Here is a 25,988-nt window from a genome sequence, read left to right as displayed (position 1 = left end):
GGGCGCACCAGCGCCCGCCTTGCCTTCGGTGTCAATTTTGGCGATCACCTGGTCGGACACCACGGTGCCGCCGTCGGCAACCACCAGCTCGGTCAGCACGCCGGCCGAAGGCGCGGGCACTTCGAGCACGACCTTGTCGGTTTCGATTTCGATCAGGATTTCATCGATGGCGATTGCTTCACCGACTTTTTTCTTCCACTGCAGCATGGTGGCCTCGGCCACGGACTCGGACAGCTGGGGGACTTTGACTTCTACGATAGCCATGTTGTTTCTTTCGTGTACGTTCTTGTGTTCTGTATGGTGAAGTGGCCGGCCTTACTTGGACAGCACAAAGCCCTTGAGCTTGCCGAAGGCGCCATCCACCAGCGCCTTTTGCTGCTCCTGGTGCAGGTGCGAGTAGCCCACGGCCGGCGACGCGGAGGCGGCACGGCCTGAGTAGCCCAGCTTCTGGCCATCAAGCATGTTTTCGTGGATGTAGTGCTGCACGAAGAACCAGGCACCCTGGTTTTGCGGCTCGTCCTGGCACCACACGATGTCGGTGGCGTTCGGGTAGCGCTTGAGCTCGGTGGCGAAGGCCTTGTGCGGGAAGGGATAGAGCTGCTCGACACGCAGGATGACGGTGTCGTCCGCGCCTTTTTCCTCGCGCTTCTTGGCCAGGTCGTAATAGACCTTGCCCGAGCAGGCGATGATGCGCTTGACCTTGTCGGCCTTCTTGTTGATCTCTTCCTTGTTCTCGGGGATCACGGTCTGGAAAGCGCCCTTGGTGAACTCGGACAGCGGCGAGGTCGCGTCCTTGTTGCGCAGCAGCGACTTGGGCGTCATGATGACCAGCGGCTTGCGCAGGTTGCGCACCATCTGGCGGCGCAGCACGTGGAAGATCTGGCTGGCCGTGGTGGGCTGCACCACCTGCATGTTCAGGTCGGCCGACAGCTGCATGAAGCGCTCCAGGCGAGCCGAGCTGTGCTCGGGGCCCTGGCCTTCGTAGCCGTGCGGCAGCATCAGCGTGATGCCGTTGACGCGGCCCCACTTCACCTCGCCCGAGGCGATGAACTGGTCGATCACGACCTGCGCGCCGTTGGCGAAGTCGCCGAACTGGGCTTCCCAGATCACCAGCGTGTTGGGATCATTGGAGGCGTAGCCGTATTCAAACGCCAGCACCGCCTCTTCGGACAGGATGGAGTCGATGACGACGAACGGAGCCTGGTTGTCGGCCACGTTCTGCAGCGGCACATAGGTGCCGGTGTCGAACTTCTCACGGTTCTGGTCGTGGATCACGGCGTGGCGGTGCGTGAAGGTGCCGCGGCCGCAGTCTTCACCGGACAGGCGCACCGGGTAGCCGCTGGCCACCAGCGAGGCGAAAGCCATGTGCTCACCCATGCCCCAGTCCACGGGGATGTCGCCGCGGCCCATGGCGGCGCGGTCGTCGTACACCTTCTTGACCAGCTGGTGCGGCGCCACGGTGGACGGGATGGCGGTGATCCTGTCGGCCAGGCGCTTCCACTCGGCCATGGGGATGGCGGTGTCGCCCGCGTCGGTCCACTTCTTGCCGAGGTAAGGGGTCCAGTCGACCGCGTACTTGCTCTTGAAGTTGGTCAGCACCGGGTCGAAGGTGCTCTTGCCGGCGTCCAGCGCCGCGCGCGTGGCCTTGACCAGGTCGTCGCCCAGCGTGTCGCCCATGCCCTGGGCCGCCAGCTTGTCGGCGTACAGCTTGCGCGTGCCGGGGTGTTGCGCGATCTTTTTGTACATCAGCGGCTGGGTCAGCGCGGGCGTGTCCTGCTCGTTGTGGCCCAGTTTGCGGAAGCAGATGATGTCGACCACGACATCCTTGTGGAACTCCATGCGGAATTCGAGCGCCAGCTGGGTGGCCAGCACGACGGCTTCAGGATCGTCGCCGTTGACGTGCAGCACCGGTGCCTCGATCATCTTGACGACATCGGAGCAGTACAGCGTCGAGCGGCTGTCGCGCGGGTCGCTGGTGGTAAAGCCGATCTGGTTGTTGATCACGATGTGCACCGTGCCGCCCGTGAAGTAGCCACGGGTTTCGGCCAGCGCCAGCGTTTCCATGACCACGCCCTGGCCCGCGAAGGCGGCGTCGCCGTGCACCAGCACGGGCAGCACCTGCTTGCCCTGCGGGTCGGCACGGCGGTCCATGCGGGCGCGCACCGAGCCTTCCACCACGGGGTTGACGATTTCCAGGTGCGAGGGGTTGAAGGCCAGGGTCAGGTGGACCGGGCCGCCGGGGGTGGTCACGTCCGAGCTGAAGCCCTGGTGGTATTTGACGTCGCCGCTGGGCAGATCTTCAGGGGCGGTATGGTCGAACTCGGCGAACAGGTCGGCCGGGACCTTGCCCAGGGAGTTGACCAGCACGTTGAGGCGGCCGCGGTGCGCCATGCCGATCACGATTTCCTGCACGCCCTTGATGCCGCCCTGCTGGATCAGCTCATCCATGCTGGCGATGAAGCTTTCGCCGCCTTCCAGCGAGAAGCGCTTCTGGCCGACGTACTTGGTGTGGAGGAAACGCTCCAGGCCTTCGGCAGCCGTCAGGCGGTCCAGGATGTGGAGCTTCTTTTCCTTGGCGAAGTTGGGCTTGCTGCGAATCGATTCAAGCTTTTGCTGCCACCAGCGCTTGTGGTTCTGGTCGGTGGCGTACATGTATTCGGCGCCAATCGTGCCGCAATAGGTTTCGCGCAGCGCATTCATGAGCTCGCGCAGGCTCATGGTGTCCTTGCCGAAGAAGGTGTTGCTGGTGTTGAACACGGTTTCCTGGTCGGCGTCGCTGAAGCCGTAGAACGAGGGCTCCAGTTCGGGAATCTTGTCGCGTTCGGCGCGCTTGAGCGGGTCCAGGTCGGCCCAGCGTGCGCCGACGTTGCGGTAGGCGGCGATCAGCTGCTGGACGGCCGTGCGCTTGCGGCCCATTTCGGAGTCGGCGCCGCTGGCGACCACGACCTTGGTCTGGCCTTGTTTGGCGCGCTCGGCGAAGGCATTGACGACCGGCAGGTGCGGAACGTCCTTGGCATTGCTGCCGTCCACGGCGGGAACGTGCTGGAGTGCGTCGAAATACTCGCGCCAGTTGTCAGGCACGCTGCCGGGGTTGGCGAGGTAGTTTTCGTACATCTCTTCGACATAGGGCGCATTGCCGCCGAAGAGGTAGGTGTTGCCTTGATAGGCTGAATAGACGGACGATGCCGTCGGGCTGGAACTCATATCCGCTGACCTCCGTTTCCCTTAAGGAAACATTAGCTGGTTAAAGCTGGTTGATTAACCTTCCGCAACACGGCTGGACCGATTAGCGGATGCGACTGTGGCAGGAAGGGCCTTCAGAAACACCCCAGATTGTGCCACCGAACTGTGACAGCCGAAAGACCGTGGTTATGCGTATCTTGAATGGACCACAGCTTTTACAAGCCTTCACATGCCGGCATTGACAGCTGTTTGACAGATTGGGGCGAAAGCTCAGGCGGCAAGGCCCGGGTCACCGGCCACGCCGACCAGCTTTGGCGTGTTGGGTTTAACGGGTTTGATGACTTTTTGCATCTTGAGGTAGCTCTCCACCACCTCCCAGACCGGCGGGCCGGCGTTTTTACTGGCTTCGGCCACCGGCGCCCAGCCGGCCACCTTGTAAGTCTTGCCGGCCTCGATGAGTTTGCCGCCCAGGCGCATGTCCTGAATGCGTTCGCCCATTTTGGCGCCGGGCTCGCAGGTATAGGTGAGGCCGCCCACGCGCACCATGTCGCCGCCCTGCTGGTAGTACGGGTCGGGATTGAACAGGTTGTCGCCCACGTCTTCCAGGATGGTCTTGATCATGTCGCCGCGCATGTCGGTCAGCGTGGTCCAGGGATAGCTGATGGCCGTCTGGTCCATCACATGCTCGCGCGTGATGGCCTGGCCGGGCAGCAGCGAGGTGCCCCAACGGAATCCCGGCGAGAACGCGATCTCGGCGCCGCGCACTTTCATGAGCGCATCAAGGATCAGCTGGTCGAAGCTGCCGTTGAAATTGCCGCGCCGGTAGAGCGTGCCTTCCGTCACTGCCAGTTTTTCGCCGAGTTTGGCGGTGTAAGGCGCCCTCACCTTCGCGATCAGCTCGTTCATGGCCGCGTCGGCCGGCAACAGATTGGCGAACACCGGCAGCAGCCGGTAGTTGAAACCGGCCACCTTGCCGTCCTTGACCTCAAGGTCCAGCACCCCCAGGAACTTGCCGTTGCTGCCGGCATTGGTCACGATGGTCTGGCCGCCCGGGTTTTTGACGATGACCGGCACCGGCACGCCGTCGTGGGTATGGCCGCCCAGGATCGCGTCTATGCCGCTCACGCGCGAGGCCATCTTGAGGTCCACGTCCATGCCGTTGTGGCTCAGCAGCACCACGGCCTGGGCGCCCTTGGCGCGCGCCTCGTTGACGGTCTCCTGCATCTCGCTTTCGCGAATACCGAAGGTCCAGTTGGGCGTGAGCCAGCCCGGGTTGGCAATCGGCGTATAGGGAAAGGCCTGGCCGACGATGGCCACCGGCACGCCGTTCATTTCCTTGATCACATAGGGCTTGAATACCGGGTCGCCGAAGTCGCTGGTTTTGACGTTTTGCGCGATGAAGTCGACCTTGCCGGCGAAGTCCTGCTCGACGATTTTTTTGATGCGCTCCTCGCCGTAGGTAAAGTCCCAGTGGCCGGTCATCACATCCACGCCCAGCAGCTTGGCCGCGTCCACCATGTCCTGGCCCTGCGTCCAGAGCGCGGTGGCACTGCCCTGCCAGGTGTCGCCGCCGTCGAGCAGCAAGGCGCCGGGGCGCCCGGCCTTGAGCTGTTTGACCAAGGTGGCGAGATGGGCGAAACCGCCCACCTTGCCGTACTGGCGCGCGGCCCGCTCGAAGTCGAGAAAGGTCAGCGCGTGGGCCTGGGGCGTGCCCGACTTGAGGCCGGCCGCCTTGAGCAGGTGCTCGCCCACCAGGTGCGGCGCCTGCCCGCGCATGGCGCCCACGCCCAGGTTGACGGAGGGCTCGCGGAAATAAATCGGCAGCAGCTGGGCATGGCAGTCGGTCATGTGCAGCAGGTGCACATTGCCGCTGCGCGGCAGCTCATACAGGCCCGCCGCCTGGGCGGCGCCGGCCTCACGCTGCAGGGGGAAACCGGCGGCCAGGGCGGCCGCCATGACACTTGCGAATTCGCGGCGGGAGAGATTCATGGCGTTGGTCATCCTGCCCGGCGCACCAGGCATGCTTTCAGGTTGCGGTCGGTCCGGGCGCCGTAGCGCCGCGGGTCACTTGTTGACGGGTGAGTTCGGGTCCAGCAGCAGCGCCATCACGTCGCGGATCTGCTGCTCGCTCAGGATGGACGCGTGGCCAAAGCGGGGCATGTCGGAGCAGGCGTTGTAGGCCTTGGCGTTCCAGAGCTTGCCCCAGGTGTAGTCCACGATGGGCTTGCTTTCGGGCGAAGCCGGGTTGCTCACGCCGCGCAGCTTGCCGTAGTTGTAAAGGCTGGGACCTATGGAGCCGAAAGACAACTCGGCCTTGCTGATCTGGTGGCAGTTGTAGCAGCTGCCGCCGTTGGCCTCGCCGGGTTTGTCGCTCCAGGTCAGGCCGCGGCCGTTCTGCGCGATTTTTTCGCCCTCGCTCCAGTTGCCCAGGTACTTGCCGTCCGAAGGCGGCTTCACGGTTTGCAGGTTGGCCTCTTCAATGGACTTGGCGAGCTTTTCGTCCAGCGGCTTGCCGGCCGCTTCCGAGCAGGCCTGGTTGGAAGCGTCCAGCGTCAGCCGGTCCATCTTGGCGATGCCCTGCTCGCGAAAGGAGCTTTTGAGCACCTGCTGGGTGGCTTCATCGACCTGCTGGGCCGTGGGCGCGGTGGCGCAGCTGGACAGGAAAAAAGCCGCGAAAGCCAGGCCCGCCGCGGACAGCGCTGCTTGTGTGTAGGAGGTATTCATGGGGGTGTCCTGCCGGATTAACGTTTCAAGGCGGGCGCGATCGACACGCCGCCCTTGCTGTTGACGCCCATGTACACGCCCAGGGCGATGGTGGCATCGGAGGCGTAGCCCGGGAAGGGGAAGCGCTGCTGCCGGTAGCAGTCGTTCAGGCGGCGCTGCATGCTCCACAGGTCGCCGCTGGAGACGCGGTAGGCCGGCCAGGCGCCGAAGCCGTTGCCGGCGCCGGGCTGTTTGGTCAGGTTGGGCAGGTCCTGCAGGCGCACGCGCTTGTTGTCCTCGCCGTGGCAGGACGCGCAGGAGAAGTCATACGGGCCGCCGCGAAGGTAAAACACCTTCTTGCCGACTTCGTACATCAGCTTTTCCTTGGCATGCGACTGCGGCACATTGAACGCCATGTCGCGCGACTCGGCCGAGAGATAGGCCACCAGCGATTCAATCGATTTCTGCTCGCCCGCACCGAAAGGGGTCTTGGCGATCTCGGCGGCGCTAAAGCCCTGCAGCTGTTCCATGCAGGTCAGCAGGCGCGACTCCAGGTCCTGCACGCGCTGGGTGTCGGCGAAAAAACGCGGCAACTCGACAAAAGCGCCCTTGACCACGCCCGGCCCCTTGCCCAGGTCGCATTTTTCCAGCGAGGCGTTTTTCGGGCCGCGCGCCTGTTTCCAGAGAGCCTCACCCTTGGCTTCGTAGAGCTCGGCGGGGTTGCCGTCGGCCAGCATGGCGCGGTATTCGGCAATGCCTTCGGCCGTGCTCTTCTGCGCCGCCGCCGGCAGCGGCAAGGCGGATAGGGCGGCCAGGGCCGCCAGCCCAAACAGGCTCAATTTCATCGTGCTCTCTCCTCAAATATCGTTGTGGGCGGCCGGGGCCGCGGCGCGCAAACCGGCGGGGAACTCAGGAAATGACGGCCTCGTCGGTACGCTTGTCGCCGTGGTTGTCGGTCCAGCTCACAGCAATTTTGTCGCCGGCCTTGCCACCCTTGAAGCTGAACTGCACAAAGGGGTTTTTGGAGACGGCCGTGCCCCACTGGGCGCTCATGACGGTCTTGCCGTTCCAGGTGGCGCTGATGTTCTGGATGAACCAGGCCGGCACGGTCTTGCCGGCGGCATCCTTGCGCTGGCCGCTTTCCATTTCATGGCTCACGAGCACACGCACCGTGGTTTTATCGCCTTGGGCCTGGGCCCGGATCCGCATGGGGTCTGACATTTTTTTCTCCTGATTTCAAGCTTGGGTTGGTAGACGGGGGATGGGACGGATCAACCGCCGCAGCCGCCTAGCGTGACCTTCACTTCCTTCACCGCATAGAAGTACTTGTCGCCGGCCTTGGCCAGCGCGTAGACATTGGAGGACTGGCCCATCTTGATATTGGTCGAGACATTGGCGTCGGTGCCGGCCGGGATCTCGAACATGGCGGCCAGCGCGCTGGGGTTCTTTTCAACGACCAGAGCGATCTGCGTGGTATTGGCGATATTGCTCTGGGCGCCGACGCGTACCACGTTGCCGTTTTCGGCGATCTCGGGCGCCTGCAGCAGCAGGTCCTTGCTTTCGACGGGCGCGCTGGTGGCGCCCATGGCCTTGGCCGCGTCGGCCAGGGATTTGCTCTCAAAAGCGGCCTTGTTCCAGCCCGGGGCGTTTTGCGCGTAGGCCGGGCTCAAACCCGAAGCGGCTGCCAGCGCCAGCGCCGTGGCACCGGAACTGCTGGCCAAAAAATCACGACGTTCCATGGTTGAACTCCTCTTTTATATAACTTGAATGTCTTAAAAACTTAGTCCGATTGGACACCAAAAACCGAAAAATCCGGGAGGGTATTTCTCCCAAGCATGCCTCAAAAAAACACCGCCGGCCCGCCGCCCCCTACTTCGCCGCGCCCTGCGCCAGCCATTGGGAAATCTGCGCCGACTCCGCCGCGCTCAAAGCCTGCGGCGGCATCGGAATCGCACCCCAGACGCCCTGCCCGCCCGCCTTGATTTTGCCCGAGAGGTAATTCACCGCGTCGGCGCGATCCTTATATTTGTTGGCTATATCCCTGAAGGACGGCCCCACCAGTTTGCTGTCCATGCCGTGGCAGGCCACGCAGGTATTTTTCTGCAGCAACGGCATCACCGACGCGGTGCCGGAGGCCGCCGCCTTCACCACGGCCGCCACCGGGATTGCGGCGGCGGGCGCGCGCTCGGCCTGCGCCACGGCGCCGCCCGATTGTCCCGCCGCGGCCGGCCGCGTCGTGTCCACCCCGCGGCTTTCGCCCACCAGGCGGGACTGCTCGGCCAGGTTGCCATGGGCGTTGCGCGCATAGTCGGGCAAAAAGCTTTTAACCACCACTTCGGCCTTGCAGTTCACCATGCAGTTCGAGCCCTGCACGTCGGGCCTGGCCGTGCCGCCTAATTCCTTGCCGGGCCACATCGCATGCGCCGTCGTCATGCCCTTGCGGTTGGGCAGGCGCTCCTGCACCTCGCGGATGTTGGCGTCAGACAGCGTGAAGTCTTCCGGCAGCACATTGCCCAGGAACAGGATGTAGGCCGTCGCGGCATAGACCTCGTCGGGCGTCAGCGTCTTGGGCGCGCTCCAGGGCATGGCGCGGTTGATGTAGTCCCACAGCGTCGACAGCGTGGACACCTTCATCAGCGTGGTGCGGTTGGGCTGGTTGGCGCCCGGCATCAGGCCGTCGACCCGGCCGTTTTGCACGTCCTGCGCCGTGGTGCCGCCGGCAATCGGCGTGAACACCTCGGACGACTCGGCAAAACTGCCGTGGCAGGAAGCGCACTGCGCTTCCCACAGCACCTCACCCTGGCGCACCGAGCCCTGCCCCTTGGGCAGGCCCTTGAAATCGGGCCGCACGTCGATGTCCCAGGCCTTGACTTCGGCGGGCGTGGCAGTCCGGCCGATATTGGCCAGCGCAGCCTGCCGCGCGGCCGGGGTCGTCTGCGCGAATGCCGTGCCCATCGTGCAAAGGCAGGCGAGCACCAGCAGCGAGCACCGGGCGCGTTTAAACCTGGACATTTTTCACCTCGCCGTTTTCTTCCAGCGACCACGATTGGATGGCGTTGTTGTGGTAAATGCTGCGCGAGGCGCGCACCTTGCGCAGTTCGTTGTAGCTCGGCTGGATCTGCCCGGTTTCGTCCACCGCGCGGCTCTGGAAAATCGCCGGCTTGCCGTCCCAGACGAAGTCGGCGTTAAAACGCGTGAGGCATTTGGCCAGCACCGGCCCTTCGAGCCGCGCCTGCGTCCAGTTGCGGCCGCCGTCGACCGAGACATCAACCCGGCGTATCTTGCCGCGACCGCTCCAGGCCAGGCCCGTGATGTTGTGAAAGCCTTTTTGCAGCAGCACCTGGCCGCCGCTGGGCGAGGTGACCACGCTTTTGACTTCCTGGATGCTGGTGTACTGCCGGTGCAAGCCGCTGGGCTGCAGGTCCACATAGTGAATCGTTTCGTCCTTGGCGCCGTAGGGCATGTCGCCCACTTCGATGCGGCGCAGGTATTTGACCCAGCTCACGCCCTGCACGCCGGGCACGATGAGCCGCAGCGGGTAGCCGTTTTCAGGCCGCAGCATTTCGCCGTTTTGCCCATAGGCGACCAGCACCTCGCCGCTCATCACCAGGCTCATGGGAATGGTGCGCGTCATGCCGGAGCCGTCGGCGCCTTCGGCCAGGATGAATTTCGCGCGCTTGAGGTCGGCGCCGCAGAGCTCCAGCAGGGTGCGCAGCGGCACGCCCGTGAACTCGCTGCAGCTCAGCATGCCGTGTGTGTACTGCACCGTCGGGACGGCGGCATTGCCCCATTCCATGCCGGTGTTGGCGCCGCACTCGATGAAGTGCATGCGGCTCACGCTGGGCAAGCGCATCAGCTCGTCCATATTGAAGACCATGGGGCGCTTGAGCATGGCCTCGTCGGAGCCGTTCAGCATCAGCCGGTGTTTGGACGGGTCTATGTCCCACCAGCCCTGGTGGTGGCGCTCAAAGTGCAGGCCGCTGGGCGTGATGATGCCGAACAGGCCTTGCAAGGGGCAAAAACTCACGCTGGCCTGGCTCACGCGCGTCAGGCCTGGGCTTTCGCGGCGCTGCAGGTTTTTCTCGAACTCGCTGGGCAGGCCGTAGCCGCGGGCCGCCACCGGCTGGCCCAGGCCCTTGCTGTGCGGCGGAAGGTTCAGGATTTCAGCTTCGCCTTCGGCGGGCATCGTCGCGCCCTGCGCAACGGCCCGGCCCGCGGCCACAGTGCCGGCCGCGGCGGCAAAGGCGCCGGCCAGAAAGCCGCGGCGCCCCGCCCGTACTTCTTGTATCTGCTCGCGCGAAAGAAAGTTTTCAGGCGCGCGCTGTAGGAATCGGTTCAGCATGGGTGGCGTCTTTCGGTTCAGGCGTCCTGCAAGCCGGGGCGCGGTGACAGGCTTTGCCCTGGCGGCAGCGCGCCCGGCTCATCCAGTTCGATGGCGATCTGGGTGCAGACACTGCGGCACAGCGCCACGGCTTTTTCGCTTTGCACCCGGTAAATCACCTGGGTGCCTTCCCTGCGCTTGGCCAGCACACCGGTGCGGTACAGCACGGCCAGGTGCTGGGAGAGATTGGGCTGGGTGGTGTCGATCTCGGCCAGCAACTCGTTGACGGATTTTTCGCGTTCGCACAGGGCGCTCAGCACGCGCAAACGCATGGGCGTGGCGAGCACGGCGAACAGCTCGGCAGCCAGCTCAAACACCCGCCCCCGTTCCACCTGGGCACTGGCCTGAATCATCTCGTCCATAGTGACTTCTTCTTAATATAAGCAATTACTAATATTATTCCGGCAAACCAGGAGCGCGTCCCCCGTGAATACCCTTGGCCGCCCCCTGAAATTGGTGAATATCACCAAGTCGGTGCCAAAGCCCGAAAAAGGTGTTGCCGAGCCGCACTTGCGCCCTCTGTAGCAGGTGTAATAAACCCCTGAAAGTCATCCTCGCGTGATATAAAACTTTTGTTGCTTACGGGTTGTTACCTGGGACCTTTATAAAATAATACTTATGTATTCAAAAAACAAACTTTTCTCGGGCGGGGTCACTGTTCTTCTTGCCATCCTGGCCAACGGCCTGGCGCATGCAGAAGTCGACGCACTGGTCAGCAACGCCCGCACCCTGCTGGACCAAAGCCAGGCGCAAAAAGCCTTCGACCTGCTGGAGCCGCAAGAGGCGGCGCGCGCGGGCGACCCGGACTTCGACACCGTGCTGGGCATTGCCGCGAACGAGACCGGCCAGTACACCCGCGCGGTATTCGCCCTGGAACGCGTGCTGGCCGTGCAGCCCGGCAACTCGCGGGCACGCGCCGAACTCGGCCGCGCGCTGTTTTCCGTCGGTGACACCAAGGCCTCGCGGCAAGTGCTGCTGGAAACCAAGCAGGACAACATCCCGGCCGAGGCCGCCGCCACCATCGACCAGTTCCTGCAGGCCATTGACCGCACCGAAGAAGCCGCCCGCTCGTCGGTCAAGCCCTTCCTGGAAGCCAGCATAGGCTACGACACCAACATCAACAGCGGCCCCGGCAACCCGAACGTGGCCGTGCCCGCTTTCGGCGGCCTGATCTTCACGCTGAACCCCGCCGGCGTCGAAACCAAGGACGCCTTCGTGAGCCTGGGCGGCGGCCTGTCGGCCCGTTACGTGGTGGACCCGCGCTGGTCGCTGATCGGCAACGTCTACGGCAACGCGCGCGTCAACAGCAAGTACAACGACTTCAACACCGGCCAGGCCGATGTGAATTTCGGCGCCAGCTACCGCTACGACAAACACGAGTTCTCGGGCGTGGTGCAGGCCGGGACTTACACCGTGGCCGGCTCGCGCGCCCGCGACCAGCTGGGCCTGGTCGGCGAATGGACTTACCGCATCGACGGCTTTCGCCAGTGGAGCACCTACATCCAGTGGGGCGACCTGAGCTACCCCGGCCAGTCGCTGCGCGACGCGACCCGCACGGTGGTCGGCACCTCCTATGCCCATGCCTTCCGCGACAGCAACATCGTGGTCTTCGCGGGCGGCTACGTCGGCACGGAAAAAGAGCACGCCGCGGGCGTACCGCAACTGGGCCATGACCTTGTCGGCCTGCGTACCGGCATCCAGAAAACGCTTTCGGACGCGCTGGCGCTGTTCGGCAGCCTCGCCTACGAAGACCGCAAATACGGCGGCGCCGACCCGCTCTTCCTCGTCACCCGCCATGACAAGCAGTGGAACCTGAACATCGGCCTGAACTGGGTGCCCGCCAAGCTGTGGCGCGTCACGCCCCAACTGGCCCTGACCTCGGTGAAATCCAACGTCGCGATTTCCGACTACAAGCGCAGCCTGTTCTCGGTCACGGTGCGCCGCGACTTCTGAATCCACGGTGCCAACTGAACACGCCCGCCCCCGCCCAGACAGCCCCATGAAAACCCGACGGGAATTTCCCCTCAGACGCGCCGCCCTGTCGGTCGTGGTTGCGGCGGCCTTCCCCGCCCAGTCTTTCGCCGCCGGCTCGGCCGGCGTCGCCCAGTTCATCGCCGGCGACGTCAACGTGCTGCGCACCAACGGCAAGGCCGAGGCGCTGGCCAAGGGCAAGCCGCTGGAGAGCGGCGAATCCATACTGACGGGCACGGCCGGCCGCGCCCAGGTACGGTTTTCCGACGGCGGCCTGGTGTCCCTGCAGCCCAACACCGAGTTCAAGATCGCCAACTATGTCGACGAGGCCGACCCCAAGCAGGACCGCTTCCTGGTCGACCTGCTGCGCGGCAGCATGCGCGCCATCACCGGCCTGATCGGCAAGCGCAACCGCGAGAACTACAAGGTCACCACCACCACGGCCACCATAGGCATACGCGGCTCAGGCTTCAGCGTGGGCTACAACCCCGACGGCTCCCTGGGCATCACGACCGAGCTGGACGCTATCGAGGTCTGCAACGCCGGCGGCTGCGTGGGCCTGACGGCCGGCGAGTCGGTGCGGGTCATCAACAGCTCCGAAGCACCGGTTCGCACCAATGTGCGGGCCAATGTGCCTACGCCCGCGCCGGAACGAGAGCCGGTCACCGTGGGCGACAAGGTCGACGACAAGGGCACACCCACCGTTGTCCCTGCCCCACCCCCTCCCCCACCCCCTCCCAAGCAGGCGCCCGTCACGCCGGCGCCCGTCAAACAGGTGTTCACCGACCTGGCCGCGGCGGTTGCGTTTACCGACAGCACGACAACCAGCTCAATCGTCGAAAGCTACTACCCCGAGGCCGGCACCGCCGTGCTGACCAGCTTTCTGAGCGGCAAGCCGATCGACTTCGACAGCGTCGACAGCCGCGACGTCCGGACCCAGTTCCGCAGCACACCCGGCCTCACCAGCATGGAAAAGGGCGCGCTGGGCGTGCCGTCCGATCCCGACTTTGTCGGCTGGGGCAGCTGGGTGACGGGGCAAAAAATCGTGGCGGGCTCGACCACCGCGATTGAATCGGTTCACTTTGTGATGGGCCGGCCGACGCCGACGGCCCAGATGCCGGCCGACAACATGCAGGGCACCTACCAGCTGGCCGGCGGCACCGCTTTCTCCAGCCTGCTGGGCGCGGGCCAGCTTGTCGGCGGTTCGCTGGTCGCCAACTTCGGCGCCTACAGCCCGGGCCAGGGCTATGGCAGCCTGGACCTCACCGCGCGCTTCGGCGGCAACGACTACGGCATCAGCAGCAACGTCGACATCAACAACTCGAAAATCACCAACACCTCGGGCACCAATGTCACCGGTTTTTTCACCGGCAACAATGCCAGCCGCGCCGCGCTGGTCTACAGCGCGCCGTCGGTGACCGGCACAGGGCCCAGCACCGGCCAGGTTTCGGGCGCTGCCGTTTTCCAGCAGACCAACCTGGTCCTGAGACCGCCGCTCTGAGCAGGGCCGACTGGTAGCCCCCCCCCATCAGCCCAGTGCGAGCCGCTTCAAAAAAATACCCGGAGAAACCACCATGACCCCGCATATCAAGCTCCAACACACCGCCCTGGCCATGGCGCTGGCCGCCATTTACCCGCTGCAGGCTTTTGCCGCGCCTTCCGCCGGCGTGGCCCAGTTCATCTCCGGCGATGTCAACGTGCGCCGCGCGGACGGCGCCACCACGGCATTGGTCAAGGGCAAGGACATCGAAAGCGGCCAGGCCATACTGACCGGCGCCAGCGGGCGCGCGCAAGTGCGCTTCACCGACGGCGGCCTGGTGTCCCTGCAGCCCAACACCGAATTCAAGGTGGCCAACTATGTCGACAAGGCCGATCCCAAGGAAGACCGTTTCCTGGTTGACCTGCTGCGCGGCAGCATGCGCGCCATCACCGGCCTGATCGGCAAGCGCAACCGCGAAAACTACAAGGTCACCACCACCACGGCCACCATAGGCATACGCGGCTCCGGCTTCAATGTGGGCTACAACCCCGACGGTTCGCTGGGCGTCACGACCGAGCTGGATGCCATCGAGGTCTGCAACGCCGGCGGCTGCGTGGGCCTGACGGCCGGCGAATCGGTGCGGGTCGTCAACAGCACGGATGCGCCCGTGCGCACCAACGTGCGGGCCAATGTTCCCACGCCCGCACCGGAACGCGAGCCGGTCACCGTGGGCGACAAGGTCGACGACAAGGGCAAACCCGAGCTGGTCAAGTCCGTCGGGCCCGTAACGCCACCCCCCCCCACGCCGCCCGCGCCTCCCCCACCGCCCCCGCCACCCGACCCCAACACCGGCACCTTCACCAACCTGACGGCTGTCGCCCACTACCACTTTCCCCCGGTCACCTCCGACCCCAACGGCAGCTTCACCGGCCCGGTGGCGTCCGCCTCCGTCGTGATGAACACCGGCAAGGTCAGCGAATTCGAGTCGTCCGGCAACGTCTTCACGCCCACCGTCAATACCGCGGCCGGCTCATTCGGCTCCATGGCCACCAACGACTTCATCGGCTGGGGCAACTGGGCCAGCGGCTCCAAGAACGGTGCCACCAACCTGGCCCAGCTGCACTACATCGTGGGCCAGGCCACGCCGGTCCTGCCCACCACCGTGGGCATCTCCAGCTACACCTTGATCGGCGGTTCGGCACCCACGTCCTACACCGGCACCAGCGGAACGCTCAACAGCGCGACCTTCTCGGTCAACTTCGACCCGGTCCAGGCCGGAGGGCCCATGCTCAGCGTGAACATCAACACCTCCTTCGGCAACGTGGTGGAAAACTTTGTCTACTTCTCGAGCTCCAGCTTTGCCAGCGGCAGCGGCGCCGTCAAGGGCATGTTCACCGGCTCGAACGCCAACCGCGCCGGCCTGGTCTACACCGGCAGCTTGTCGCCCGCCGGCTCGTATTCCGGCACTGCGATCTTCCAGGCGCCTTAAGAAGCCGCAGCAGATTCGAGGTAGAAAGCGATCTCGCGCTGCGTGGCCTCGGGGCCATGCACGGCCAGCGCCTGCGCCCTGCCCGCCTCGCCCATCTGCCGGCACAGCCCGGCGTCGCCCGCCAGCCGCGTCACCGCGTCATAGGCCTCCTCCTGGGACTGGACCAGCAGGCCCGACACCGTGTGTTCCATGACTTCGGCATAACCGCCGCGGGCATGGGCCACCACCGGCAGCCCGGCCGCCATGGCCTCCACCACCACCCGGCCGTAAGCCTCCGTGGAAGCCCCCGTGCGGTAGAAAAAGGCGTCAAGCGAGCGGTAAAAATCGGCCGCGCTTTCGGCGCCGGCCGGCAGCAGCTCCACCCCCTCGACGCCCTGCAGTGCGGCCGCCAGGCAGGTTCCACCCATGATGCGCAGCTTGAGGCCTCGGCTGGCCAGCATGCGGTAGAGCGCCGGGTCTTGCGGGTGGTGTTTGTCCGGCGCGTCGCGGCTGACGCGGCCCACGGTAAAAGGCCGTTCCGCTGCCCGCGCGAAACGCTCATCCGCCACCGCGAGAAAAGGCTGCAGGTCCATCAGGCTGCGCGCGATGCGGCCGGGCAGGCCCACGCTGAGCTGCAGCATCCTGGAGACGAACACCAGCTCCGGGTCCAGGCCCGTGCTGTCGCGCAAGGCCTCCATCGCGGCAAACAGCTGCGCGTGGTTGGCCAGGTTGTAGAACAGGATGATTTTTTCAAAACCGGCGTACTTGAGCCAGATGCCGGGCCGCATGTGCACGCCGGCGATCAGCAAGGTGCCGCCCCGGGGAAACTGCTGGGCAAAGGGCTGTATGGTCGCGATGCCCTGCCCCGCGTAGGCCGGATGCGGCGGCACGTCGGACCAGAGCTTGACCGGCCGGCGGCCCTCCAGCAGGCGGCGTATGTCCAGCAGCTCGCGTTCCGCGCCGGTAAAGGCCTCGCTGAAACGCCCGAGCAGGTGCAGGGTGGTGGGCTGTGCGGAGGGGGCATTCATGCTGCGCCGATTATCCCTGCGATCCCCGTTGCTAACGGGGCCGCTGCCACATAATCCGGGCTATGCACAACACGCCCGCGAGCGCTCCCGAAGACAGCCAAAGCTGGATGCAGCGCGGCGCGCAGCTGCATGCCGAGGGCCGGCTCGAGCAGGCCCTGATCGCGTTTGAGCAGGCCCTGGCGCTGGCACCCGATGACGTCAACGCCGCCTCGGCCTGCGCCACGCTGCTGTCCGCGCTCTCCCGGCCCGCGGCCGCCTACAAGGCGCTGCTCTCGGTCGAGGCCGCGCTGCTGCAGACCGCCGACGGCGCGGCCAACCTGGCCATCGCCGCCGAAAGCTGCGGCGACCTGGCCCGCGCCAGCATGGCCTACCAGCGCGCGCTGGCGCTGGACCCCTCGCATGCACGCGCCCTCAACAACGTCGGGCTGATGGCCGCCGTGCAAGGCCAGTGGGAGGCCGCGCTAGCCTGCGCCCGCAAATGCCTGGCGCAAGACCCCGGTCACGCGCCCTACCACGTCAACCTCAGCGACTACCTGTGCGGCGCCAGGCGCTACACCGAGGCGCTGGCCGCACTCGAAGCGGCGGCCCTGCGCTTTCCGCACGACCTGGACATACGCATACGCGGCGCGGCCGTGCTGGCCTTCAATGGCGACTTCGACGCATCCCGCGAAGCCAGCCAGCGCTTTGATGCCGACACCCTGGCTTACTTTCGCGACTTCCTGGGCCGCGCCATCGCGCCGGCCTACCTGGACCACAAGCTGCGCCTGCAGCAAGGCGAGCTCCCCGACGCCCGGCAGCTTTACTGCGGCCAGGTCTATGAGGCCATGACGGTCTGCGACTGGCGGGAGAACGAACGCCTCACGGCCACGCTGCGGCAGATGCTGGACGAATGCCTGCGCACCGGCCGGCGCCGCGACTGGCGCGACGCGCAGTTCTACGGCCTGATGCTGGACATGGACGAGAACGAACTCGCCCAGGTGCGCAATGTCTCGGTCGCCAAAATCAGTGAAGGCATGAAGTCGGCCTTGCCGCCCTTCGCGCGGCGCGCCGCGCCGGTGGGCCGACGCGATGAGCGCATCCAGGTCGGCATGACGGTGCAAAGCCTGCGCGACGAGCGCCACGCCCACGCGCTCAAACGCCAGCTCGCGCTGCATGACAGCAGCTGCTTCGCCATCCATATCTATTCGCCCACACGTCATCCCGAGCTCGAGCACGCCGAGAGGCTCAAGCCGCATGCCGCCAGCGTCACCGAAATCGCCCACATGTCGGACGTCGAAGCCGCCGGCCGCATGCGCCTGGACCAGCTCGACGTGTTTATCGATATGACCTTCGACACCGCCTGGTGCCGGCCCGAGATACCCGAGCTGCGCGTCGCGCCCGTGCAGCTGCGCCAGCTCACCTGGCACCGCCACAACCCGCCAAGGCCCTGCGACTACAACATGTCCGACCGCTTTGTGCACCCCGACGGGCTGGACCTCGCGCCCTACGGCGCCGTCGTGCGCCTGCCGCACAGCTGCTGGCTGGCCGCCCATGACGAGACGCCGGAACCCGGCTGGGACAGCCGCGAGCAAGCCGGCCTGCCGGCCGACGCGCTGGTGCTGTGCGCCACCGTGCCCTCGGTCATGCTGGACCCTGCCAGCTTCGCCGCCTGGATGAAAATCCTGCGCTCGCTGCCCGACGCGGTGCTGTGGCTGCCTGCCTACAGCCTGGCCATCGCCGCCAACCTGGTGCGCGAGGCCAATGCCGCTGGTGTGCATGAAAGCCGCCTCATCTTTACCCACAGGCTCACGCGCGCCCAGTCCCTGGCCTGCCTCCGGCATGCCGACCTGTTCCTGGACACCTTGCGCTTTAACGCCAACCTGGGCCTGGAAGACGCCTTGCGCATGGGGGTTCCGGCTCTCAGCTGCGCCGGCGAGAGCATGGCTTCGCGCCTGGGCGGCAGCATCATTCGCGCGGCGGGTTTGCCGCAATGCGTGATGGAGAGCCGGCCGGCTTATGTGGCCGAAGCCCTGCGCCTGGGACGCGACCCGCAGGCCCTGCAACAGCTGCGGCAAAGCCTGCAGGCGGGCAAGGCCGCGGCGCCGCTGTTTGACCTGCCGGCGCGCGTGCGCGAATGGGAATCGGCCTGGGCCACCATGGCCGAGCGCTCACGCGCCGGGTTGCCGCCCACGGCCTTTGACGTGGCCGCCGCTTAGGGCGCTTGGCGCTCAGGCGGCGGGTTTACCGGCCGGCACCGGTAGCTCGCAGACCTCGCCCGTAGGCGCCAGGCCGGCCTGGGCCTTGGCCTCGGCGACGCCCACGGCGCGCGGCAAGGCCACCTGGTTCTTCACCGCCGTGAGTTCGGCCAGGATGGAAATCGCGATCTCGGGCGGCGTCTTGCTGCCGATGTACAGGCCTATGGGGCCGTGCAGCTTGCCCAGTTCCTCTTCAGTCATGTCAAAGTGCTCGGCCAGGCGCTCGCGGCGGCGCTGGTTGTTCAGGCGCGAGCCGATCGCGCCCACGTAAAAAGCCGGCGAGCGCAGCGCCTCCATCAGCGCCAGGTCGTCCAGCTTGGGGTCGTGCGTGAGCGCGATCACCGCGCAGCGCGCGTCCAGCTTCATGGCCTGCACCACGTCGTCGGGCATGCCGGTGGCCAGCTCCACACCGTCGACCTGCCAGCTGTCCCGGTATTCCTCGCGCGGGTCGCACACCGTCACGGCGTAGTCCATGCCCTGGGCGATCTGCGCCACAAAACGCGAGAGCTGCCCCGCGCCAATGATCAGCAAACGCCAGCGCGGCCCGTGCAGGGTCAGCAGCGCGGCTTCGGACACCTGCATGGACTGGCTGGGCTGGGCCGTGCCCAAGGTGACGGCACCGGTATGCAGGTCCAGCCGGCGCGCCACCAGCTCGCCGGCCTGCAGGCGCCGCAGCAGCTCATCCACCTGGCTGGCCGCCGACAGCGGCTCTATGGCCAGCTCTATGGTGCCGCCGCAAGGCAGGCCGAAGCGGCGCGCCTCGTCGGCCGAAACGCCGTAGGTGACGATGGCCGGCCGCGCGCGGTCCAGGCCCTCGCGGCGGGCCCGGTCAATCATGTCGTCTTCAATGCAGCCGCCCGAGACCGAACCCACCACCCGGCCGTCTTCACAGATCGCCAGCATGGAGCCTTCGGGCCGCGGGCTGGAGCCCCAGGTCTTGAGCACGGTCACCAGCTCGCAGCGCAGGCCCGCGGCCAGCCACTGCGAGGAGGTTTTCAGAACTTCGAGGTCTATGTTGTCCATGCGCCGGATGCTAGCAGCCCGTGCCCATTTCCGCCTCGGCCCATCGCCAATTCCCTCATGCCTTGGCCAGGTTGTCGTTCAGCGGCAGCGTGCGCACCCGCTTGCCGGTGGCCGCGAACACCGCATTGGCCACCGCCGGCGCCACCAGCGCCGTCGCCGGCTCGCCGATGCCGCCGGGCTTTTCGGTGCTGGGCACCAGCGTAATGTCCATCACCGGTGCTTCGTGCATGCGCAGCACCGGGTAGTCGCCAAAATTGCTCTGCTGCACCCGGCCCTTGTCCAGCGTGATCTGGTTGTTCAGCGCCGCCGACAGGCCGAAGACGATGCTGGACTGGATCTGCGCCTGCACCGTGTCGGGATTGACCATGCGGCCCAGGTCGGCCACCACCGTGATCTTGTGCACCGTGACCTGGTTGTCCTTGACCGACACCTCGGCCACCTGGGCCATATAGGTGTCGTAGCCCTCCATCAGCGCGATGCCGCGGCTGCGGCCGGCCGGCGCCGGCGTACCCCAGCCGGCCTTGTCGGCCGCGAGTTTGAGCACATTGGCAAAACGCGGCTGCTTCTCGAGCAGCGACATACGGTAGGCATACGGGTCCTGGCCCGCGGCCAGCGCCATCTCGTCCACAAAACTCTCGTTGGCAAAGGCATTGAGCGCATGGCTCACCGAGCGCCAGTAGCCCACGCGCAGCCCGCTGTCGTGGATCACCAGGTCGTATTGCGTGTTCGGGATGTCGTAAGGCATGACACCGGCCTCAGCCATGAACGGGTCCAGCGTGTCCTTGGGCAGGCCGAAGGCGCGCTGCGTGATGGACTGCGAAGTCACCTTGAAATTGAGCGCCACCGGCTTGCCGTCGGCCCCCAGGCCGGCCGAAAGCTGGTTGACCGCCATGGGCCGGTAGAAGTCGTGCGTGGTGTCGTCCTCGCGGCTCCAGAGCAGCTTGACCGGCTTGCCCACGGCCTTGGAAATCTGCGCCGCCTGCACGATAAAGTCCAGCTCCAGCCGCCGGCCGAAGCCGCCGCCCAGGAAAGTCGTTTTCAGCGTGATGTCTTCGGGCTTGATGCCCAGCGCCGCGGCCACGCTGCCTTCGGCGCCCTGCTGGAACTGCGTGGGGCCTATCAGCAGGATTTTTCCGTTCCGATAGTCGGCCGTGAAGTTCATGGGCTCCAGCGTGGCATGCGCCAGCAGCGGCGACACGTACTCGGCCTTCAGCGTCTTGGCCGCACCTTTCATCGCGCCGGCGACGTCGCCCTTGGGCGCCACGATGGGAATCGGCTTGCCGCTGTCGGCCGCCTTGCGTATGCCCTCCAGCATGCTGGCATTGCTGATGGCCGCGACCGGGCCTTCGTCCCACTGCACCGTCAGCGCCTGGCGCGCCTTGAAAGCATGCCAGTAGCTGTCGGCCACCACGGCCACGCCGTCGGGAATCTGCACCACGTCGATCACGCCGGGCATGGCCTTGGCCTTGGCGGCATCAAAGCTGGTGACCTTGCCGCCTATGACCGGGCATTGCTGCAGGCTGGCATACACCATGCCGGGCAGCTTCACGTCGATGCCGAACTCGGCCGTGCCGTTGACCTTCATCGGCGTGTCCAGCCGCTTGGTGGGTTTGCCGATGACGGTGAAGTCTTTCGGGTCCTTGAGCACCACTTTCTCGGGGACCGGCAGTTTGGAGGCTGCCTCGGCCAGCGAGCCGTAGGTCGCCTTCTTGCCCTTGGGGCCTATGACCATGCCGTTCTCGGCCTTGAGCGTGGCGGCATCGACATTCCATTTGGCAGCCGCCGCGGAGACCAGCATGCTGCGCACCTGGGCGCCGGCAATGCGCAGCTTTTCCCAGCCGTCGCGCACCGAAGTCGAGCCGCCGGTGATCTGCGCGCCCAGCAAGGCATTGGTGTAGACCTTGCCCGGCGGCGCGATCGCGACCTTGACCTTGCGGATGTCGACGTTGAGCTCTTCGGCGATCAGCATGGGCATGGAGGTGTAGACGCCCTGCCCCATCTCGGAGCGCGCCGAGATCAGCGTGATGGTATTGTCGTCGGCGATATGCACCCAGGCATTCGGGGTGTAAAGCGTGCCGGCGGCCTGCGCGGCCGAGGGCACGCCCAGCGTGACGCCCAGCATCAGCCCGCTGCCCGCGACGGTCAGGGCCGATGAGGTCTTGAGGAAGCTGCGGCGATCAAGGGAGACCAGTGTGTTGGTAGTCATGATGGTTCTCCTCAGGCTTTGCGCAGGGTGGAAGCGGCATCCTTGATCGCCGCCTTGATGCGCGGGTAGGTGCCGCAGCGGCAGATATTGCCGCTCATCGCGGCGTCGATGTCGGCGTCGCTCGGGTTCTTGTTGGCCGTGAGCAGGGCCGCCGCACTCATCAGCTGGCCCGACTGGCAGTAGCCGCACTGCGGCACGTCATGCTTGATCCACGCCACCTGCAGCGGGTGCGTGTTGTTGCGCGACAGGCTTTCAATCGTCGCCACCTTCTGCCCCGCAGCCGCCGACAGCGGCGTCTGGCAGGAGCGTACCGGCTGGCCGTTGAGGTGCACGGTACAGGCGCCGCACAGCGCCGCGCCGCAGCCGAACTTGGTACCGGTCATGCCCAGCTCATCGCGTATCACCCACAGCAGAGGTGTATCGGGTTCGGCATTGACGGAAACGGCCCGGCCGTTCACGTTGAGTTTGGTTGTCATCTGGAGTCCCCTTTGTTGGAATATGGCAGGGCCCCCAAAAGTCAGTCAGCTACTACCCCAAGGCCTTGCGCGAGTCATGCTACGACCGGGCGCAAGGGGGTATCCCGGTAGAAACCCTTGGCTGAAACAAAGTGTTGAGAAGTTTTCTCAAGATGAGACAGCGCGACGCCAACTATCGTGGCATTTGGACTTACTGAGCCAAAGGTATGTTGTTGGCTCCTTTGGTGACCACTTTCAATGTCAAAAGAATCCGTTAGGCATTAACGCAGTGGTCCTGATATAACGCCCTAGTCAAGAAGAGATCAACATCACAGCGAATCTTCAGTATGTTCTGGTCGAAATTTTCGACCTGTAGCAGGTTAGGACAAATGCATTGCGCCTTATGTCGTGAAGTTAGAGAAATTCGAACGTCTCACATCATTCCGGAGTTTCTATATGAGACGCTCTACGATGAAAAGCATCGACTCAATCTCTTGTCAGTCATTCCGAACCAAGGCAATTCATTCCAACAAAAAGGCTTAAAGGAAAAGCTTCTGTGCGATGTGTGCGAGCAAAAAATTTCCGTCTGGGAAGGCTATGCAAGAAACGTCCTTAAGGGCGGTGTTCCTCTAGTAACTCGGACAGAGGGGAACCTCATCTTCATTGAGGGACTCGACTACAAGAAATTCAAGCTATTTCAGTTATCGATTCTTTGGCGCGCCAGCGTTTCGAAACAACAGTTCTTTGAGTATGTTGACCTTGGGCCGCATGAAGAAATCATCCGCAACCAACTGGTGGAGGAACACGCTGGAGTCTCGAGTCGCTACCCGTGCTTCATGTTCGGACTAAAACATGAATCTATCGTAGTAACCGATCTAATCATTCAACCAAAGAAGACCAAGCTTAATGGTCAAGTGGCTTACAGTTTTGTCTTCGGCGGCATCCTTTGGGCTTTCGCCGTCTCCAATCAAGACGCGACCGAGGCCTCTTTAGCCGCGACACTTCGCGAAAATGGAACTGCCGTGATTCAAGTTCGCAGCGTGATGGAAATGCAAAGCCTTTTTAGATTTACAAAAGAACTGTCAAAGTTGGGTAGAGCACCGTGAGAAATAGCTTTGCTATGTGCACAAAGAGCATTTGTCCCGAAAAGCCGAGTTAAGACTCCCATGTCTAAAGATAAAGCTCTCGCCGCACCTTCGACTTCGCCCGACTTCGAAGTCCAGCTCGAGTTATTTCGTACGGAAGCGCAAAGCGCCATACAGTTTTTCTATGCGTGGGATGCAACCCACGCAGTCGCCGCAAAGAACAAGGCGGTGGTCCGGTTGCTTAATGAAGCGCCGTTATTCTGGAATACCACTCTTGCCGCACTGCAAGCTTCGGCGCTTGTGGCTCTTGGGAGAGTATTTGATCCAGACACGAACAATCACAGCGTCACCAGATTGCTCACACTCGCACACAGCAATCTTGAAATCTTTTCCAAAGAGGCGCTGGCAGGCAGGAAACGAAAGCTCAGCTCGAATGCCGATGAATGGTTAAGCGAATACCTCAAAACGGTTTATGTGCCTACAGGTGACGATTTTCGTCGCCTGAAGCGGCTAGTCGCTCCGAGGCGAAAGATTTACGAAGAGAAATATCGTCCGCTGCGTCACAAGGTATTTGCACATCGTGGGGTAACAACATCAGATCAAGTCAACGAGCTATTTGCGCATACAGATCTTCGGGAACTTCGGAAGTTACTGGTGTTTCTTGGGAAGCTATATGAGACGCTTTGGCAACTGTATTTCAACGGTCGAAAACCCACGCTACAACCTGCTCGCTTCTCTGTGGATCGGATACTCGAGCAGCCTTCGCCGAGTTCGAATCGCGGCCAACTGCAAGAGCGTCTAGTTCACGAGACAAAACAATTCTTCGGAAAATACAGCCAAAAAGCTTAGCCAGCCACCCGATCCCGAATCTGCTGCAACGCCGCCGGATCATCCATGGTCGTCAAGTCCCCCGGGTCCCTGCCCTCGCACACCGCCTGAATCGCCCGGCGCAGCATCTTGCCGCTGCGGGTTTTGGGCAGGGCCGATACGAAGTGCACACGCGCCGGCCTTGCGACAGCGCCCAGGTCGCCGTCCACGCGTTTCATGATTTCGCCTTCGAGCTTCATCGCCGCCGCGTTGTCGGTGAGCACACTCGAATCCTTGGGCACGGCAAACGCCATGGCGACCTGGCCCTTGAGCTGATCGGCCACGCCGATCACCGCCACCTCGGCGACGCCGGTGTGGCCTGAAATGCTTTCCTCGATCTCGCGCGTGCCCAGGCGGTGGCCGGCGACGTTGATGACGTCGTCGGTGCGGCCCAGGATAAAAAAGTAGCCGTCCTCGTCGCGTATGCCCCAGTCGAAGGTGGAATACACCATCTTGCCGGGCACGCTCTTCCAGTAGGTGTTGACGAAGCGCGCGTCGTCCTTCCAGATGGTCTGCATAAAGCCGGGCGGCGTCGGGCCTTCGATGACGACCACGCCTTTTTCATGGGGCTGGGTCAGTTCCTCGCCGGTGGATTCGTGCAATATCTTGACCTTGTAGCCGTACATGGGCACGCCGGGGCTGCCGAAGCGGCTGGGCTTTTTTTCGACGGCGTTGGCGAGGGTGATGATGGGCCAGCCTGATTCGGTCTGCCAGTAGTTGTCGATGATGGGCACGTTCAGGCCCTCGCTGATCCAGCGCGCCGTGGGTTCGTCCAGCGGCTCGCCGGCCAGGAAGAAGGCGCGCAGGCTGGAGAGGTCGTGCTTCTTGAGCAGGCCCGGGTCCTGCTTTTTGAGCACACGCACCGCGGTCGGCGCGCTGAACATGCCGGTGACCTTGTATTTCTCGACCAGGCTCCACCAGATCGCGGCGTTGGGCTGCTGGTCCATGCCTTGTGTGGGCAGGCCTTCGTACATGATGGTGGCCATGCCGGCGATCAGCGGGCCGTAGACGATGTAGCTGTGGCCGACCACCCAGCCAATGTCGCTGGTCGAAAAATAAGTTTCGCCGGCGCGGCCGTCGAAGATGTGTTTCATGCTGGCGGCCAGCGCCACCGCATAACCACCGGTGTCGCGCTGCACGCCCTTGGGCTTGCCGGTGGTACCGCTGGTGTAAATGGTGTAGCTGATGGCGCTGGAATCCAGCCATTCGCAGTGCACCTGGGCGTGCATGTACTTGGCGCGCAGCGTTTCCCAATGCAGGTCGCGGCCGGCCACCATGGTCATGGGCGCCAGGCCGCGGTCCACCAGCAGCACGGCCTCGGGCTGGTGTTTCGCCAGGCGAATCGCTTCGTCGAGCAGGGGCTTGTAGGCCACGACTTTGCCGCCGCGCGAACCGGCATCGGCGCTGATGATGACGCGCGGCGTGGCATCGTCAATGCGCGAAGCCAGCGATCCGCTGGCAAAACCGCCAAAGACCACGCAGTGGATGGCGCCTATGCGCGCGCAGGCCAGCATGGCAAAGGCGGCCTCGGGGATCATGGGCATGTAGATCAGCACCCGGTCGCCCTTGACCACGCCCATGGCCAGCAGGCTGGCGGCCATGCGCTGCACTTCGGCATGCAGCTCGCGGAAGCTGTAGGTTTTTTCGGCACCGGTTTCGCTGGAGACGTAGATCAGCGCGGCCTGGTCGGCACGCTCCTTGAGGTGCCTGTCGACCGCGTTGTGGCACAGATTGGTTTGCCCGCCTTCAAACCACTGAACGAAAGGCGGCTTGTCGTCGTTGCAGACGCGGGTGAAGGGCTTGTGCCAGTCGATCAGTTTGGCTTGTTCCGTCCAGAAGGCGTCGGGCTGCTCTATGGACTGGCGATAGAAGTCTGCGTAACTCGTCATGTCTTGTCTCCGTTT

21 protein-coding genes are annotated in these 25,988 nt (G+C 64.3%); 6 read left to right on the top strand and 15 right to left on the bottom strand.

Annotated elements, in window-relative coordinates; all coding sequences use genetic code 11:
* The 10 genes from AC1DUN_RS23855 to AC1DUN_RS23810 all read right to left on the bottom strand — a co-directional run.
* The coding region (locus AC1DUN_RS23855; RefSeq protein WP_477716141.1) for a biotin/lipoyl-containing protein at positions 1–264 on the bottom strand (264 nt) is incomplete at its 3' end.
* Positions 265–315: 51 nt separating this feature from the next.
* Complete coding sequence (locus AC1DUN_RS23850; RefSeq protein WP_477716140.1) at positions 316–3,204, bottom strand: 2-oxoglutarate dehydrogenase E1 component; 2,889 nt, start codon at positions 3,202–3,204, stop codon at positions 316–318.
* Positions 3,205–3,453: 249 nt separating this feature from the next.
* A complete protein-coding gene (gene soxB, locus AC1DUN_RS23845) occupies positions 3,454–5,172 on the bottom strand; it encodes a thiosulfohydrolase SoxB (RefSeq protein ID WP_477716139.1) in 1,719 nt (572 codons plus the stop codon).
* A gap of 75 nt (positions 5,173–5,247) precedes the next feature.
* Positions 5,248–5,907 (bottom strand): sulfur oxidation c-type cytochrome SoxX, encoded by a 660-nt coding sequence (gene soxX, locus AC1DUN_RS23840; protein ID WP_477701019.1) that lies wholly within the window; start codon positions 5,905–5,907, stop codon positions 5,248–5,250.
* Between the two features lie 17 nt (positions 5,908–5,924).
* On the bottom strand, positions 5,925–6,731 hold the full coding sequence (gene soxA / locus AC1DUN_RS23835) for a sulfur oxidation c-type cytochrome SoxA (protein WP_477716138.1): 807 nt from the start codon (positions 6,729–6,731) through the stop codon (positions 5,925–5,927).
* A gap of 64 nt (positions 6,732–6,795) precedes the next feature.
* On the bottom strand, positions 6,796–7,107 hold the full coding sequence (gene soxZ, locus AC1DUN_RS23830; RefSeq protein ID WP_007871154.1) for a thiosulfate oxidation carrier complex protein SoxZ: 312 nt from the start codon (positions 7,105–7,107) through the stop codon (positions 6,796–6,798).
* Positions 7,108–7,157: 50 nt separating this feature from the next.
* Positions 7,158–7,625: a thiosulfate oxidation carrier protein SoxY gene (gene soxY / locus AC1DUN_RS23825; RefSeq protein ID WP_477661644.1), complete on the bottom strand. Its 468-nt coding sequence runs from the start codon at positions 7,623–7,625 to the stop codon at positions 7,158–7,160.
* Positions 7,626–7,755: 130 nt separating this feature from the next.
* Positions 7,756–8,898: a c-type cytochrome gene (locus AC1DUN_RS23820; RefSeq protein WP_477716137.1), complete on the bottom strand. Its 1,143-nt coding sequence runs from the start codon at positions 8,896–8,898 to the stop codon at positions 7,756–7,758.
* On the bottom strand, positions 8,885–10,228 hold the full coding sequence (gene soxC / locus AC1DUN_RS23815; RefSeq protein WP_477716136.1) for a sulfite dehydrogenase: 1,344 nt from the start codon (positions 10,226–10,228) through the stop codon (positions 8,885–8,887). The genes AC1DUN_RS23820 and soxC overlap by 14 nt, the downstream gene beginning before the upstream one ends.
* Before the next feature lie 17 nt (positions 10,229–10,245).
* Entirely contained in the window at positions 10,246–10,629 is a 384-nt protein-coding gene (locus AC1DUN_RS23810) for an ArsR/SmtB family transcription factor (protein WP_477661641.1), read from the bottom strand.
* Positions 10,630–10,885: 256 nt separating this feature from the next.
* Between AC1DUN_RS23810 and AC1DUN_RS23805 the strand changes: the two genes are divergently transcribed.
* The 3 genes from AC1DUN_RS23805 (at position 10,886) to AC1DUN_RS23795 (ending at position 15,207) form a co-directional block, all read left to right on the top strand.
* The gene (locus AC1DUN_RS23805; protein WP_477716135.1) at positions 10,886–12,220 is read left to right on the top strand and encodes a surface lipoprotein assembly modifier; all 1,335 of its coding nucleotides are present in this window, start codon (positions 10,886–10,888) and stop codon (positions 12,218–12,220) included.
* Between the two features lie 46 nt (positions 12,221–12,266).
* Positions 12,267–13,739, top strand: coding sequence for a FecR family protein (locus AC1DUN_RS23800; RefSeq protein WP_477716134.1), 1,473 nt, complete (start codon positions 12,267–12,269; stop codon positions 13,737–13,739).
* 73 nt (positions 13,740–13,812) lie between these two features.
* Positions 13,813–15,207, top strand: a complete 1,395-nt coding sequence (locus AC1DUN_RS23795) for a FecR family protein (protein ID WP_477716133.1) — start codon at positions 13,813–13,815, stop codon at positions 15,205–15,207.
* On the opposite strand, the gene AC1DUN_RS23790 is transcribed toward AC1DUN_RS23795, so the two are convergent.
* Positions 15,204–16,214 (bottom strand): glycosyltransferase, encoded by a 1,011-nt coding sequence (locus AC1DUN_RS23790; protein ID WP_477716132.1) that lies wholly within the window; start codon positions 16,212–16,214, stop codon positions 15,204–15,206. The two genes, AC1DUN_RS23795 and AC1DUN_RS23790, sit on opposite strands and share 4 nt — an antisense overlap.
* 62 nt (positions 16,215–16,276) lie before the next feature.
* Here AC1DUN_RS23790 and AC1DUN_RS23785 point away from each other — a divergent pair, with 62 nt between their 5' ends.
* On the top strand, positions 16,277–18,409 hold the full coding sequence (locus AC1DUN_RS23785; protein WP_477716131.1) for an O-linked N-acetylglucosamine transferase, SPINDLY family protein: 2,133 nt from the start codon (positions 16,277–16,279) through the stop codon (positions 18,407–18,409).
* A 12-nt stretch (positions 18,410–18,421) separates the two neighbouring features.
* Here the strand turns inward: AC1DUN_RS23785 and AC1DUN_RS23780 are convergent, their stop codons facing one another.
* The 3 genes from AC1DUN_RS23780 to AC1DUN_RS23770 are packed head-to-tail and all read right to left on the bottom strand — an operon-like array spanning position 18,422 to position 22,153.
* A complete protein-coding gene (locus tag AC1DUN_RS23780) occupies positions 18,422–19,471 on the bottom strand; it encodes an XdhC family protein (RefSeq protein WP_477716130.1) in 1,050 nt (349 codons plus the stop codon).
* Positions 19,472–19,526: 55 nt separating this feature from the next.
* Positions 19,527–21,677 (bottom strand): xanthine dehydrogenase family protein molybdopterin-binding subunit, encoded by a 2,151-nt coding sequence (locus tag AC1DUN_RS23775; RefSeq protein ID WP_477716129.1) that lies wholly within the window; start codon positions 21,675–21,677, stop codon positions 19,527–19,529.
* Positions 21,678–21,688: 11 nt separating this feature from the next.
* On the bottom strand, positions 21,689–22,153 hold the full coding sequence (locus AC1DUN_RS23770) for a (2Fe-2S)-binding protein (protein WP_477716128.1): 465 nt from the start codon (positions 22,151–22,153) through the stop codon (positions 21,689–21,691).
* A 368-nt stretch (positions 22,154–22,521) separates the two neighbouring features.
* On the opposite strand from AC1DUN_RS23770, the gene AC1DUN_RS23765 reads away from it, so the two are divergent.
* Both AC1DUN_RS23765 and AC1DUN_RS23760 read left to right on the top strand, forming a co-directional pair.
* Positions 22,522–23,238, top strand: coding sequence for a hypothetical protein (locus tag AC1DUN_RS23765; protein WP_477716127.1), 717 nt, complete (start codon positions 22,522–22,524; stop codon positions 23,236–23,238).
* Positions 23,239–23,298: 60 nt separating this feature from the next.
* Positions 23,299–24,066 (top strand): AbiU2 domain-containing protein, encoded by a 768-nt coding sequence (locus AC1DUN_RS23760; RefSeq protein ID WP_477716126.1) that lies wholly within the window; start codon positions 23,299–23,301, stop codon positions 24,064–24,066.
* Here the strand turns inward: AC1DUN_RS23760 and AC1DUN_RS23755 are convergent.
* Complete coding sequence (locus AC1DUN_RS23755; protein ID WP_477716125.1) at positions 24,063–25,973, bottom strand: propionate--CoA ligase; 1,911 nt, start codon at positions 25,971–25,973, stop codon at positions 24,063–24,065. The two genes, AC1DUN_RS23760 and AC1DUN_RS23755, sit on opposite strands and share 4 nt — an antisense overlap.
* Positions 25,974–25,988 lie beyond the last annotated feature (15 nt).

Source organism: Polaromonas sp. P4_F6, from assembly GCF_056401275.1.
Note: the sequence above shows the minus strand (reverse complement) of the source record. Positions and strands in the feature narration are given on the sequence as shown.

Coding starts and splice junctions, on each gene's coding strand:
- AC1DUN_RS23850 (WP_477716140.1), bottom strand. CDS start 3,204: ATGAGTTCCAGCCCGACGGCATCGTCCGTCTATTCAGCCTATCAAGGC.
- soxB (WP_477716139.1), bottom strand. CDS start 5,172: ATGAATCTCTCCCGCCGCGAATTCGCAAGTGTCATGGCGGCCGCCCTG.
- soxX (WP_477701019.1), bottom strand. CDS start 5,907: ATGAATACCTCCTACACACAAGCAGCGCTGTCCGCGGCGGGCCTGGCT.
- soxA (WP_477716138.1), bottom strand. CDS start 6,731: ATGAAATTGAGCCTGTTTGGGCTGGCGGCCCTGGCCGCCCTATCCGCC.
- soxZ (WP_007871154.1), bottom strand. CDS start 7,107: ATGTCAGACCCCATGCGGATCCGGGCCCAGGCCCAAGGCGATAAAACC.
- soxY (WP_477661644.1), bottom strand. CDS start 7,625: ATGGAACGTCGTGATTTTTTGGCCAGCAGTTCCGGTGCCACGGCGCTG.
- AC1DUN_RS23820 (WP_477716137.1), bottom strand. CDS start 8,898: ATGTCCAGGTTTAAACGCGCCCGGTGCTCGCTGCTGGTGCTCGCCTGC.
- soxC (WP_477716136.1), bottom strand. CDS start 10,228: ATGCTGAACCGATTCCTACAGCGCGCGCCTGAAAACTTTCTTTCGCGC.
- AC1DUN_RS23810 (WP_477661641.1), bottom strand. CDS start 10,629: ATGGACGAGATGATTCAGGCCAGTGCCCAGGTGGAACGGGGGCGGGTG.
- AC1DUN_RS23805 (WP_477716135.1), top strand. CDS start 10,886: ATGTATTCAAAAAACAAACTTTTCTCGGGCGGGGTCACTGTTCTTCTT.
- AC1DUN_RS23800 (WP_477716134.1), top strand. CDS start 12,267: ATGAAAACCCGACGGGAATTTCCCCTCAGACGCGCCGCCCTGTCGGTC.
- AC1DUN_RS23795 (WP_477716133.1), top strand. CDS start 13,813: ATGACCCCGCATATCAAGCTCCAACACACCGCCCTGGCCATGGCGCTG.
- AC1DUN_RS23790 (WP_477716132.1), bottom strand. CDS start 16,214: ATGAATGCCCCCTCCGCACAGCCCACCACCCTGCACCTGCTCGGGCGT.
- AC1DUN_RS23785 (WP_477716131.1), top strand. CDS start 16,277: ATGCACAACACGCCCGCGAGCGCTCCCGAAGACAGCCAAAGCTGGATG.
- AC1DUN_RS23780 (WP_477716130.1), bottom strand. CDS start 19,471: ATGGACAACATAGACCTCGAAGTTCTGAAAACCTCCTCGCAGTGGCTG.
- AC1DUN_RS23775 (WP_477716129.1), bottom strand. CDS start 21,677: ATGACTACCAACACACTGGTCTCCCTTGATCGCCGCAGCTTCCTCAAG.
- AC1DUN_RS23770 (WP_477716128.1), bottom strand. CDS start 22,153: ATGACAACCAAACTCAACGTGAACGGCCGGGCCGTTTCCGTCAATGCC.
- AC1DUN_RS23765 (WP_477716127.1), top strand. CDS start 22,522: ATGCATTGCGCCTTATGTCGTGAAGTTAGAGAAATTCGAACGTCTCAC.
- AC1DUN_RS23760 (WP_477716126.1), top strand. CDS start 23,299: ATGTCTAAAGATAAAGCTCTCGCCGCACCTTCGACTTCGCCCGACTTC.
- AC1DUN_RS23755 (WP_477716125.1), bottom strand. CDS start 25,973: ATGACGAGTTACGCAGACTTCTATCGCCAGTCCATAGAGCAGCCCGAC.